The sequence below is a fragment of the Streptomyces sp. NPDC127092 genome (genome assembly GCF_042722475.1).
Taxonomy (GTDB): Bacteria; Actinomycetota; Actinomycetes; order Streptomycetales; family Streptomycetaceae; genus Streptomyces.
In genome coordinates, this window is record NZ_JBHXFE010000035.1 from 83191 (window position 1) to 95145 (window position 11955).

Consider the following 11955-nt stretch of genomic DNA (forward strand, 5'->3'; position numbering starts at 1 on the left):
GGGGGCATCGGGTAACGGGAGGCGTGCCGGGGGCACGCCTCCCGCGCCGGGTCACGGCCTCATGGGCTTACGGCCTCGTGGCCTCACGGCCAGAGCAACTCGCGGGTCCAGCCGTTGTGCGTGTGCGTGCCCGCGCCCTCGCCCGTACGCCGGTACCGGAGCCGTACGTGCCGGCGCCGTTCGTCGCCCTGGAAGAACTCGACCTCCTCGGGCTCCACCACGTACAGCGTCCAGCTCGGCGCGTGCGCGCCCGGCTCCCGCTGCGCCCGCTCCCAGGCCGCCGCGCTCGCGCCAGCCAGCTCGTCGAGCGAGCCGAGCACCTCGCTCTGGTGCCCCACGAGCGCGGAGGCCAGCGCGCCGGCGGTACGGGCGTGCAGGTCCTCGTACGCCTCCTCGGGCGTCCCGGTGACCACCCGGCCCCGCACCCGTACCTGACGGCCCTGCACGGGCCAGTAGAAGCCGAGCGCCGCCTCGGGCCGGGCGGCCAGCTGCCGTCCCTTGGCGCTGCCCGCGTGCGAGGCGAAGTGCCAGCCCCGGGCGTCCGCGCCGTGCAGCATGACCGTGCGCACGTCCGGGCGGCCGTCCTGGTCCACGGTGGCCAGGGACATGGTGTGCGGCTCGACCGCCTTCGCCTCCACCGCCGCCGTGAACCAGGCGTGGAAGAGCGCGACCGGCTCCTCCGGCACGTCCGCCGGGTCGAAGGCGGGCAGTTCGGTGTCCCAGACACGAAGAGACCGCAGGGCCTCCTGAAAACGCCGTTCGTCGTCCATGGCGTCCATCATGAGGCCCTGCGGTTCCGTACTGAGCGGTTCCGCTACTGATTGCTCAGCCGGTGTGTCACTCGGTGGGTCCGTCGGTGTAGAAGCCCGTCACGTCGGCGATCAGGTCGACCGAGCCGTTCTTGTTGTAGAAGGTGATCTTGCCGTCCTTGACCGGGACGATCACCCCGTTGGGCACGGTCTGCCCGGCGGTGAAGTTGAGGTTCGACGCCGAGGTGCGGGTGGTGCCGTACGGGTAGACGGAGACGAAGCCGGCCTCGGTCGGGTTCGTCGCGGTCACGTTGAGGACGACGGCCTTGTACTTGGTGCCGACGGCGAGGCTCACCGTCTGGCCCTCGCCGACCTTCGCCCTGGCGACGCCGGTGCCGTTGCGGGTGTCCATGACGCGCTTGGGCTGCATGCCGGTGAAGACGGAGCCGGTGCCCTGCTTGAAGTACCCGGCGACGTCGGCCAGCAGGTCGACCTCACCGGCCCGGTTGTAGAAGGTGATCTTGCCGTCCTTGACGGGGACGATCACCAGGTTGGGGACGGTCTGCCCGGCGGTGAAGTTGAGGTTCGACACGTCGGGACGGGTGGTGCCGTACGGGTAGACGGAGACGAAGCTGGTCGCCGTCGCGTTGGTCGCCGTCACGTTCAGGGCGACGGCGGAGACGCCGGGCTCGCTGATCGTGAGCGTCACCGTCTTGCCCGCACCGACCTTGCCCTGCGGCACGCCGGTGCCGCTGCGGGTGCTCATCACCCGGGTGGGCGTGACGGGCTGGTACTCCGCGCCGTCGGTGCCCTCGGTGTAGTAGCCGGCGACGTCGGCCAGCAGGTCGACGGAGCCGTTCTTGTTGTAGAGCTCGACGTAGCCGTCCTTCACGGGGACGGTCACCAGGTTGGCGGCGGTCTTCCCGGCCTTGAAGTTCAGGCTGGAGGCCGAGGTGCGCAGCGTCTCGTACGGGTAGACGGAGACGAAGCTGTCGGCCGTCGCGTTGGTGGCGGTCACGTTGAGGACCACGGAGGTGAGCCCATCGGTGGGCACTCCGCCCCGGCCTCCGACCTTCAGCAGGACGGTGCCGTTCGGGCCGACCTTCGCCTGCGGCGCACCGAGGCCGGAACGCGTGTCCAGGATGCGGGCGGGCGTCACCGGTGTGTAGGTGCCGGGCAGGGTGGTGAGCGAGCTGCCGCTGACGTCGAACACGCCCCAGGCGCCGTGCACGGGGCCGACGCCGTCGAGCGGGCCGGCCTTCAGCTCCCAGCGGTACTGGGCGGACTCGACACCGCGGCCCTTGGAGTCCTTGCCGTCCCAGACCGGGCGCACGGATGCGCCGGGGCCACCGGTCCCGGTGATGGTGCGGACGGTCTCACCGTTGCCCTTGCGGATGGCCAGTTCCCACGAGCCGACCGGCTTGGAGAAGCGGAACACGGGCGACCAGGTGGCCGGCTTCGGCTCGACACCGGTGCCGGTGAAGGACAGCGGCTTGACGGTGTGCTGGAGCGCCGCCAGCGGCGTCGTGGCCACGCCGACCTTCTTGACGTGGAGGTTCTTCCGGCCGTCGACGAAGGCGACGCCGCCGCCGAACTTGTCGACCGTCCAGGTCGACCGGCGGCCGGAGCCCGTGCCCTCCGCGAGGTCGGCGACCTTGAAGGTCCGGCCGGTGATCACCTCCGTCGCCTGGAGCTCGTCCGCCACGTGACGGACGACGAAGCCGTCGCCGAGGAGGGCGTCACCGGTCGCGACCGGGAAGCTCATCATGTTGCCGAGGTCGTAGACGCCGGCCTTGTCGGTGCCGCAGGCCCAGTAGATCCAGCGGTTGACGGCCTGGAGCTCGGTGGGCTTGCAGCCGGACTTGATGTCGATCGGGGCGGAGGTGCTGCCCGTCTTCAGGTTGTACGAGTCGATCTGGCCGGGGGTGGCGGCGGCCTTCCAGACCTTGGAGTCCCACAGGGCGGCGGCGGTCGAGTCCGGGATCGTGAGCTTCACGTCCGACGCGGTGGTGCCGTCGTTGTCCAGGTCGGCGACGTACGTGGTGGTGCCCTGCTGGGCCAGCACGTAGCTGCCCGCGGCGTCGATCACCGTGGCGTCGGCGACGGGCAGGTCCGCGGTGCGGGAGTTGTCGGCGTCGATCCGGGCGTAGAGACGCTTGCCGCGGGTGTGCACGGCGTCGCCGTCGCCGAGCGAGATCACGCCCGGTGCGGTCGGCGCGAGGATCCGGGCGCGCAGCGAGGTCGCGCCGGCCGTCGCCGGGTCGGTCGTCAGGTCGGTGTCGACGTCGTGCAGGCCGAGTCCGTCGGTGCCGTACACGTCGTCGCTCAGGAAGTTCAGCCGGCCGCCGCCCAGGGCGAGGCCGTCGATGCGGCCGGTGGCCGCCGGGATCTTCCTGACGGTGGTGAGCGTCGGCTTGCCGTCCTCGCCGAGGGTGACGCGGTGCACGGCCCAGTCCGTGGCGCGGGTGCCGCCGACGGCGAGGATGCTGCCGTCGGGGGCCGGGGAGAGCTCCGGGGCGGCGTGCGGCAGGAGGTCCTTGACCTCGCCGGTCCCGATGCGGACCGCCTGGAGCTTGGCGCCGGTGGTGTTCGGCTTCTCGCCGTCGGTGAGCGGCCGGACGAAGACGAGCCATTCGCCGACGGACTCGTACGCGGCGAGACCGGGCATGCCGGTCTCGGCAGGCGGAAGCTCCGTATTGACGGCCGGCGCCGACGGGTTCGTGCGGCTGTCGGCCCAGAAGCTGTTGGTGTATCCGGTGTGGTCGACATCGATGACGTGCTCGGCGCCGAGGCTGACGGTGTGTCCCTCGCCGCCGGCAGAGGCCGACGAGGGCGTGCCCTTCGCGTGGTCGACGTAGTAGCCGACGGGGAACTGGTCCCCCTCGCGCCAGAAGCGCAGGAGCACGCCCTTGGAGTCCTGGTCCACGACGTCCATGCGGCCCTGGAAGGCCTCGCTGAGCTTGAAGGACGCGACCTCGGTCGGCTTGCCGTCCACGATGCGGAGCAGCTGGACCGAGTCGCGGTAGCCGTCGGCGCTCCGGCCGTAGGTCACCACCGTGTCGGCGTTGAAGGCGCCCGTCCACCAGCGGCCGTACGGCAGCGCGACGTCCAGGCGCGCCTCGCCGGTGACGACGTCACGGACCTTGACGTGGTCGGCGCCACCGTTCGGGTCCTGCTCCAGCGCCGCGAAGAGGCCGGAGTGGCCCTTCGTGGCCTGCTCCTCCGTGATCGCCTTGCTGACACCGGTCGCGAAGTCCGTCCAGACCCAGCCGGACGACCCCTCCTGCTTGTGGGCGTAGCCGGTCTCGCCGACCTGGCCGAGGTCCTCGCCGCGGGGCTGGAAGCGGCCCGGGTTCGGGATGACCACTTCGCCGGTGACGGCGTTCTGCGTGGGCTCGGCGGCGAGCGCCGGGCTGGTGATGGCGGCGCACAGGCCGATCGCGATGCCGAGTGCGGTGGTCGTGGCGACCGCTCCGCGTACGTGCGCGCGCGTGTGGCGTGACATGGGTTGTCCCCTCCCAAAGGTCGAGAACGGGCGGTGTCGGGGTGTCGCAGCGGCCGTGTGGGGTCCGCCCCCTCCGGACAACCCGCCGCCCGGAACCGCGATCGTAACAGGCGTTTTGAACCTGTTCAAAGAGTTTCGCGGGCCGCGTGATCCGTGTAGTCCTTCAGCGGCACCGCGTTCGCCGCCTTCCGGATCTCCTCGCGGATCTTCCTCGCGATCAGGTTCTTCCACGGCGTCTTCGGCAGCGTCCGCACCATCAGCATCCGCAGCGCGATCTTCCAACGGGAGGACACGGTCATCTCCTTGGCGAAGGACGCCGCGAACTTCTGGTTCAGTTCCACGCCCGGCCGCATTTCCTTCTCGTACATCTCGAAGGCCGTCACGTGGTCGCCGCCGGCGGCCGCGAGTTCGCCGGCGAGGACGTAGGCGCCGGTGAGGGCGAGGCCGGTGCCCTGGCCGGAGGCGGGGGAGGTGCAGTGGGCGGCGTCGCCGACGAGGACCACGCGCCCCTTCGACCAGCGGTCCATGTGGACGGTGGCGACGGAGTCGAAGTAGAAGTCGTCCGCGTCCGCCGCGTCCGCGATCAGCCGCGGGATCTCCCAGTCGTCGGCCGCGAAGGCCTCGGCGAGCAGGCGCTTCTGGGCGGCGGTGTCGCGGTGGTCGTAGGGGAGTTCGGCCGGCGACGCGAAGACGAAGCAGTTCTTGGCTCGGTCCGCGTGCTCGCCGGCCGTCGCGTAGACGGAGACCAGCTTGTCCGGGCGGGCGTGGTAGGTCTCCCAGCGGGTCAGCTCCAGGCGGTTGGGGCCCGTGAAGATGGAGATGTACGCGCCGAGGTGGCGCTTGAACCGCCGCTCGTCGCCGAAGACCAGGCGCCGGGTGTGCGAGTGCAGTCCGTCCGCGCCGACCACCAGGTCGAAGCGTCGGCGGGCGCCGCTCTCGAAGACGACGTCCACGCCGTCCTCGTCCTCGGTCAGGGAGGCGACGGAGTCGCCGAAGAGGTACTCGACGTCGTCGCGGGTGCGCTCGTACAGGATGCGGGCGAGGTCGCCGCGCATGATCTCGTCGTCCTGCTCCTCGCGTCCGCCGAAGATCTCGGCCGGGAGCTCGCCGACCGTGCGGCCCCGGGAGTCCACGTACGAGCCGCCGGCCATGTCGGTGGAGTGGGCGCGGACTTCGTCCAGGACGCCCATCCGCGCGCAGATCTCGATCGCGCCGCCGCGCAGGTCGACCTTGTAGCCGCCGGTGCGCAGCGCGGGCGCCTTCTCGACGACGGTGGGGACGAAGCCGTAGCGGTGCAGCCAGAGGGCGAGGGCGGGGCCGGCGACGGAGGCGCCGGAGATCAGGACCGTACGGGACGCACGCATGGCAGGACTCCTTGTCGGGTGGTGCGGGACCGCTTCGGCCCCGCACCCATGACTATACGGATGTCCTACACGACTGTATATGACGCTTGTATAGATCTCAGGTGTGGCGGGAGCACCTGCGGCGGCTCAGCCCCGGCCCAGCACCACCGTCCCCGACGAGCAGAACCAGCCGCCCGTCCCCGACGCCACCGCCAGCTCCGGCAGTGAGCCGTCGGGCCGTCGCACCTGGAGCCCCGGCGCCTCGCCGCGCAGCTGCCGTACCGCCTCCACGAGCAGGAAAAGGCCCCGCATCCCCGGATGGCAGGCGGAGAGGCCGCCGCCGTCCGTGTTCACCGGCAGCCGGTCCTTCTCCGCGAAGAACGCCCCGCCCTCGCCCTTCGCGCAGAAGCCCAGGTCCTCCAGGGTCACCAGGGTCATGTAGGTGAAGGCGTCGTAGATCTCCGCCACTTCGACGTCGGCGGGTCGCACCCCCGCCCGCTCGAAGGCGAGCCGGCCGCTCACCGCCGCCGGCGAGACCGTGAAGTCCTCCCACTCGGACATCGTCGTGTGCGAGACGTACTCGCCGGTGCCGAGCACCCACACCGGCGCCTTCGCCGTGTCCGGCACGTACTCCTCCGCCACGAGCAGTACGGCGCAGCCGCCGTCGCTGCGGATGCAGCAGTGCAGCTTGGTGAACGGGTCCGCGATCATCGGGCCGTCGAGCACCTCGTCGACCGTGACCGGCTCGCGGAACATCGCCTCCGGGTTGAGCGCCGCGTTCGCCCGCGCCTGCACCGCCACCTCGGCCAGCTGCTCCAGGGTCGTGCCGTACTCGTGCATGTGGCGGCGTGCCGCCATCGCGTACTTGGCGATCAGGCTGTGCCCGTACGGCACCTCGAACTGCAGCGGCCCGCGCGCCCCGAAGGACAGGTTGCCGGTGCGGCGGCGGGCCCTGATGTCGGCCCGGGCGGTCGAGCCGTAGACAAGGAGCACGGCGTTCGCGTGCCCGGCGGCGACGGCGTCGGCGGCGTGCGCCGCCATGACCTCCCAGGTGGCGCCGCCGACGGACGTGGAGTCCATCCAGCGCGGGCGGAGCCCCAGGTACTCGGCGACCTCCACCGGCGCGAGGGTGCCGAGGCCCGCCGAGGCGAGGCCGTCGATCACGGAGCGGTCCAGGCCGCTGTCCGCGAGCGCGCGGCGGGCGGCCTGGGCGTGCAGGGCGTAGGGCGTGGCCTGGTCGACCCGGCCGCAGTCGGAGAGGGCTGTGCCGACGACGGCGACGCGACGGCGACGGTCCGTTGTGGTGGTGGGCATAAATCTGACGGTACATCAGATCTGCTGGATCCGGCGGCCCGTCGGGCTGTGCATCTGCCCCCGACGGCCCTAGCATGACGCACCGTCAGATACGGAGGGGAGACCCGAGGTTCATGCCGAATCCCATGCGTACCGCCGCCGTCACGGAAGAACAGCAGGACACCCGGGAGACCCAGGGGACCGGGCGGGAGGCCCGGAACGAGGACCAGCAGGAGGCCGGGAACAAGGACCAGCGGGAGGCCCGGAACGAGGACCAGCAGGAGGTCCTGCGGGAGATCCGTCGCACCCTGCGCGAGCTCCTCGCCAAGCGTGCCGGGCCGGCCGACGTCCGCGCCGCCGTCGGCACGCCCGAGGGATACGACACCCGACTCTGGGCCACCCTGGCCGGCACCCTCGGACTGCCCGGACTCACGCTTCCCGAGGAGTACGGCGGAGCCGGCTGCGGCCCCGCGGAACTCGCCACCGCCTGCGAGGAGACCGGCCGCGCCCTCGTCCCCTCCCCGCTGCTCGCCACCGGCGTCCTCGCCGCCCCGCTCATCACCGCACTCGGCACCGAGCGGCAGCGCGCCGAACTCCTGCCCCGGATCGCCGACTCCACCCTGACCTGCGCACTCGTCCTCCCCGGCGGATCACTGCCGCTCGCCCTCGGCCTCACCGGCGACAACGCCGCCGAACCCTGGTCCGGCGGCGGACGCTCCGGCGGCATCCAGGCCACCCGGCCCGACGGCGAGCACTGGTCGCTCTACGGCGAGGCCGGCCACGTCCTCGACGGGCACAGCGCCGGACTCCTCCTGGTCGCCGCGCACACCGGCGGCTTCCCGCGCAGCCGCACCCTGCTCTTCCTCGTACGGGCCGACGCCCCCGGACTCGCCAGGCGCCGCGAACCGACCCTCGACCTCACCCGCTCCCAGGCCACCGTCCGACTCCGCGACGTCGAGGCCGAACTGCTCGGCGAGGACCCGGCGGACACGCTCGGAGCGCTCGCCGCGACCGGACGCACGGCCGCCCTCGCGCTCGCCGCCGAGGCCGTCGGAGCCGCCCGCGGAGCCCTCGACCTGACCGTCGGACACGTCACGGTCCGCGAACAGTTCGGCCGGCCCATCGGCTCCTTCCAGGCACTCAAGCACCGCCTCGCCGACCTCCTCGTCCAGATCGAGTCGGCCCGCTCGCTGACGGTCTGCGCCGCCGGTGAACCGGACGGCGTCCCGGCCCTGCTCGCGCTGGCCCAGGCCCTGGACGCGCAGCGCGCCGCCGCGGCCGAGACCGTGCAGCTCCACGGCGGCATCGGCATCACCTGGGAACACGACGCCCAGCTCTACTTCAAGCGCGCCGCCGCCGACGAACTCCTCTTCGGCCCCGCCGTACGCCTGCGGGCCCGCGCCGCCGACCTGGGCGGACTCTTCGCCGGCCCGGCCGCCGGGGAGGTGGCCTAGGTGCCCGTCGGCATGCGCCTGATCCAGAAGATCTCCTCCACCCGCGCCTTCGCCAGGGTCGCGCCCCACGTCATCCCCGCCATGGACCGCGCCGTGCACCGGCTCACCGGTGGAAAGGTGCTGCTCAGCGCCCGCATGCTGCCGGGTGTGGTGCTCACCGCCCAAGGCGCCCGGTCCGGGCGGCCGCGGGTGACCCCGCTCGCCTGCATGCCGGAACCGGAGGGCACCTGGCTCCTGATCGGCTCCAACTTCGGCCGCCCCGGACACCCGGCCTGGACCGGCAACCTGCTCGCCCATCCGGACGCGGAGATCAGCTGGCGCGGCGAGAGCTTCCCCGTACGGGCACGGCTGCTGACCGGCGAGGAACGGGCCGAGGCCTGGCGGGCGGCGCTGGTGTTCTGGCCGCCGTACGCCACGTACCAGGCGCGGATCGAGCGGGAGATCCGCCTGTTCCGCCTGACGCGCGTGCCTCCGGAGGCAGGGAAACCGGAGAAGTGAAGGCGGAGGGCCGGGCCCGGGGCCAGGGCCGACGGGGGGGCGAAGACCGGCGCGGGCAAGGACCGGCGGGGCGAGGCCGGCCGGGCCCGGGGCCAGGTGGGCGGAAGCAGACCGGCGGCGGCCTCGTACCTCGTGCGGGGACGCAGGGGTACGGGGCCGCCGCCGGGCGCGACAGGACGGGTGAAGGGGGAGGGGACTACTTCGTCGGCTTCTTGCCCGTGATCCCCAGGTGCACCAACAGGGCGAGGTTCGGCTTGAGTTCGGCCTGCTTCACGCCCCAGGCCTGGAAGCCCTTCTGGTGGCCGGCGACGGCCGCCAGCATCGCCACCAGCGAGCCCGCCATCGCCGCGGGGCTGAGGTCCTTGTCGACCTTGCCCTTCGACTGGAGCTCCTTCACCGCGTCCGTCAGGGAGTTGGTGACCGAGTTCAGGATCTTCATGCGGATCTTGTAGAAGCGCTTGTCGCCCTCCGCGGCCCCGAGGTCCACCACCCGCAGGATCGCGTCGTGCTTGCGCCAGAAGTCCAGGAATCCCTCGACCAGGTCCTCGGAGGTCTGCCAGCCGGCCTTGCCGACCCAGGAGCGCCCGCTGACCAGTTCGGTCAACCCGGCGCCCTCCTTGGCCATTTCCTCCGCGATCTCGAGGACGGCGCCCTCGACGTCAGGGAAGTACTGGTAGAACGTCGCGGGTGAAGTACCCGCCTTCCGGGCCACGTCGATGACCTTGACGTCCCGGTAGGGCGAGGAGCTGAGCATCTCGCCGAGGCAGTCGAGCAGCTTCTGCCGCGTCGCCTGGCCGCGTCGTCCGGCCACGCGGCCGTCGACGGTGCGTACTTGTCCTGTCATGCCGTCAGCTTACCGAGGGGTGATCGACGCGCGATTCGGCCGACTGCAAATGGGTGCGGGCCCTCCAGCGGGGGCCGAGCGGGCGGTCGGGCGGGGGCGCGACGGGGGCGTCATGCGGGGGCGCGAGCGGGGCGCGAGTGGCGGTGCGGGCGGGCGCCCGTGCGGGGCCGCGCGGAGGCGACGGACCTCGATAGGCTTATTAACAGTCTGTGGATAACTTCGGTGGACAACCCAGGCGGGACAAGGGTTCCGGGCCCCATAACGGGACAAATGTTCGCTTGTGGAGGGGTGCGGTACCGGAGGAGCGGACCCATTCTGGAGCCATGGCCGAATTCGCACAGGGCGCCCCGTGCTGGGTGGACGCGCAGCTTCCCGATCTCGAGGCGGGCAAGCGGTTCTACGGTGAGCTCTTCGGCTGGACCTTCGACCCCGACCGCGACGAGGCGCTGCTCCGCGGGCGACGGGTCGCGGGGCTCGTGCCCAAGCGGGACGGCCGCATGCCCACCACGTGGACCGTGTACCTGGCCGCCGGCGACGCCGGCGCCGTCGCCGCGCGCGTCAAGGCGGCCGGCGGGCAGATGGTCATGGAGCCCTATCCCGTCGGCCCCTTCGGCGTCCTCGCCCTCGCCGCCGACCCCGGCGGCGCCGTCTTCGGACTGCGCCAGGCCGGTGACGACGACGGCTTCGAGGTGACGAACGAACCCGGCTCGTTCTGCTGGATGGAGGTCCACACGCGGGAGCCGGACGCCGTCGACACCTTCTACGCCACCGTCTTCGGCTGGCTCGGCCGTCACGTCGACCCCGCCGAGGAAGGCCGCGACGGCGGCTTCGACTACCGCGTCTGGTCCCCGCCCGGCTCCCGCCCCGGCGACGACACGGCCTTCGGCGGCCGGGCGGTGATCACCGACGCCTTCCCCGCCGAGATGCCGGGCCACGTCCTCGTCCACTTCGCGGTACGCGACTGCGACGAGACCTGCGCCACCGCCGTCCGCCTCGGCGGCCGCGTCACCACCGACCCGTTCGACACCGCCCACGGCCGCGTCGCCGTCCTCCACGACAACCAGGGCGCCCGCTTCGCCGTCCTGGCCGCCCTCCCGGCCAAGCCCGCGCCGCAGCGACCGCCCGGCCGCCCGGAGCGGCCCGAGACCCCCGAAAAGCACACCGAACGAGGCTGAGCCCCCCTTCCGAAATGCGCCATGACACCCCGATCCGCCCCCGGGTTCGCAACCACCGCCCCGGACAGGAACAATCAGGGGCCACGGGGCCGTAATCTCATGGCCCTACGGGGAGGTGGCAGGCAAGTGGAGCAGCTGACGCAGCACGACCCGAGAAGGATCGGGCCCTTCGAGGTGCTGGGCCGGCTCGGCGCGGGCGGAATGGGCCTCGTGTACCTCGCGCGCTCGGCGTCCGGGCGGCGGGTGGCGATCAAGACCGTGCGGACGGAGCTCGCCGAGGACCAGCTGTTCCGGGTGCGTTTCACCCGCGAGGTGGAGGCCGCCCGCGCGGTCTCCGGTTTCTACACGGCGGCCGTCGTCGACGCCGATCCGCGCGCCGCCGTGCCGTGGCTGGCCACGGCGTACGTGCCGGCGCCCTCCCTCGAGGAGATAGTGAACGAGTGCGGGCCGCTCCCGGCCCAGGCGGTGCGCTGGCTCGCGGCCGGTGTCGCCGAGGCCCTGCAGTCCATCCACGGCGCCGGGCTCGTCCACCGTGACCTCAAGCCGTCCAACGTCCTCGTCGTCGAGGACGGCCCCCGGGTGATCGACTTCGGCATCGCGTCCGGCGTCTCCAATACGCGGCTGACGATGACCAACGTCGCCGTGGGCACGCCCGCGTACATGTCTCCCGAGCAGGCCCGTGACTCCCGCAGCGTCACCGGCGCCAGCGACGTCTTCTCGCTCGGCTCGATGCTGGTGTTCGCCGCCACCGGGCACGCGCCCTTCCACGGCGCCAACCCGGTGGAGACCGTCTTCATGCTGCTGCGCGAGGGCCCGGACCTGGAGGGGCTGCCGGACGAGCTGCGTCCGCTCATCGACGCGTGCATGCAGATGGACGTGGCCAAGCGGCCCACCCCGGCCGACCTCCAGGCCATGCTCGCGCCGCATCTCTTCGGCTCCGGCGAGGACGACAGCGGTACGGCCGCGGCCTGGCTGCCGCAGAGCGCCGTCGCCATGATCGAGACGCGGCGCGGCGGCCGTCCCGCCCAGCCGGTGCCCCCGGCCGCCCCGCCGATGCCGCCGCGCCCGCCGCGCGAGCCCGCGGAGTGGGGCGG

At 72.4% G+C, this 11955-nt stretch carries 9 protein-coding genes; 4 read left to right on the forward strand and 5 right to left on the reverse strand.

Features of this window, described 5'->3' with window-relative positions:
- Nucleotides 1–83: 83 nt before the first annotated feature.
- From ACFWJO_RS26535 to ACFWJO_RS26550, 4 genes are all read right to left on the reverse strand, one after another.
- Nucleotides 84–779: a pyridoxal 5'-phosphate synthase gene (locus tag ACFWJO_RS26535; protein WP_386869010.1), complete on the reverse strand. Its 696-nt coding sequence runs from the start codon at nt 777–779 to the stop codon at nt 84–86.
- Nucleotides 780–837: 58 nt separating this feature from the next.
- Nucleotides 838–4254 carry a hypothetical protein gene (locus ACFWJO_RS26540; protein WP_386868988.1) on the reverse strand — a complete coding sequence of 1139 codons (3417 nt, stop codon included), beginning with the start codon at nt 4252–4254 and terminating at the stop codon, nt 838–840.
- A 125-nt stretch (nt 4255–4379) separates the two neighbouring features.
- Nucleotides 4380–5618, reverse strand: a complete 1239-nt coding sequence (locus ACFWJO_RS26545) for an FAD-dependent monooxygenase (RefSeq protein WP_386868989.1) — start codon at nt 5616–5618, stop codon at nt 4380–4382.
- Between the two features lie 126 nt (nt 5619–5744).
- Entirely contained in the window at nt 5745–6911 is a 1167-nt protein-coding gene (locus ACFWJO_RS26550) for an acetyl-CoA acetyltransferase (protein WP_386868991.1), read from the reverse strand.
- Nucleotides 6912–7024: 113 nt separating this feature from the next.
- On the opposite strand from ACFWJO_RS26550, the gene ACFWJO_RS26555 reads away from it, so the two are divergent.
- Together ACFWJO_RS26555 and ACFWJO_RS26560 are read left to right on the forward strand one after the other, a co-directional pair.
- On the forward strand, nt 7025–8344 hold the full coding sequence (locus ACFWJO_RS26555) for an acyl-CoA dehydrogenase family protein (RefSeq protein ID WP_386868993.1): 1320 nt from the start codon (nt 7025–7027) through the stop codon (nt 8342–8344).
- 12 nt (nt 8345–8356) lie between these two features.
- Nucleotides 8357–8842: a nitroreductase family deazaflavin-dependent oxidoreductase gene (locus ACFWJO_RS26560; protein ID WP_386868995.1), complete on the forward strand. Its 486-nt coding sequence runs from the start codon at nt 8357–8359 to the stop codon at nt 8840–8842.
- Between the two features lie 196 nt (nt 8843–9038).
- Here ACFWJO_RS26560 and ACFWJO_RS26565 read toward each other — a convergent pair whose 3' ends face one another.
- Nucleotides 9039–9686, reverse strand: coding sequence for a TetR family transcriptional regulator (locus ACFWJO_RS26565; RefSeq protein WP_386868997.1), 648 nt, complete (start codon nt 9684–9686; stop codon nt 9039–9041).
- 323 nt (nt 9687–10009) lie between these two features.
- On the opposite strand from ACFWJO_RS26565, the gene ACFWJO_RS26570 reads away from it, so the two are divergent.
- Nucleotides 10010–10861: a VOC family protein gene (locus ACFWJO_RS26570; RefSeq protein ID WP_386868999.1), complete on the forward strand. Its 852-nt coding sequence runs from the start codon at nt 10010–10012 to the stop codon at nt 10859–10861.
- Between the two features lie 126 nt (nt 10862–10987).
- Nucleotides 10988–11955, forward strand: a 968-nt coding sequence (locus ACFWJO_RS26575; RefSeq protein WP_386869001.1) for a serine/threonine-protein kinase, incomplete at its 3' end; no start/stop codon positions are given.

Excerpts from the sequence above, each read along its gene's own strand:
- ACFWJO_RS26540 (WP_386868988.1), bottom strand. The coding sequence starts at position 4,254 with ATGTCACGCCACACGCGCGCGCACGTACGCGGAGCGGTCGCCACGACC.
- ACFWJO_RS26550 (WP_386868991.1), bottom strand. The coding sequence starts at position 6,911 with ATGCCCACCACCACAACGGACCGTCGCCGTCGCGTCGCCGTCGTCGGC.
- ACFWJO_RS26570 (WP_386868999.1), top strand. The coding sequence starts at position 10,010 with ATGGCCGAATTCGCACAGGGCGCCCCGTGCTGGGTGGACGCGCAGCTT.
- ACFWJO_RS26565 (WP_386868997.1), bottom strand. The coding sequence starts at position 9,686 with ATGACAGGACAAGTACGCACCGTCGACGGCCGCGTGGCCGGACGACGC.
- ACFWJO_RS26560 (WP_386868995.1), top strand. The coding sequence starts at position 8,357 with ATGCGCCTGATCCAGAAGATCTCCTCCACCCGCGCCTTCGCCAGGGTC.
- ACFWJO_RS26545 (WP_386868989.1), bottom strand. The coding sequence starts at position 5,618 with ATGCGTGCGTCCCGTACGGTCCTGATCTCCGGCGCCTCCGTCGCCGGC.
- ACFWJO_RS26555 (WP_386868993.1), top strand. The coding sequence starts at position 7,025 with ATGCCGAATCCCATGCGTACCGCCGCCGTCACGGAAGAACAGCAGGAC.
- ACFWJO_RS26535 (WP_386869010.1), bottom strand. The coding sequence starts at position 779 with ATGGACGCCATGGACGACGAACGGCGTTTTCAGGAGGCCCTGCGGTCT.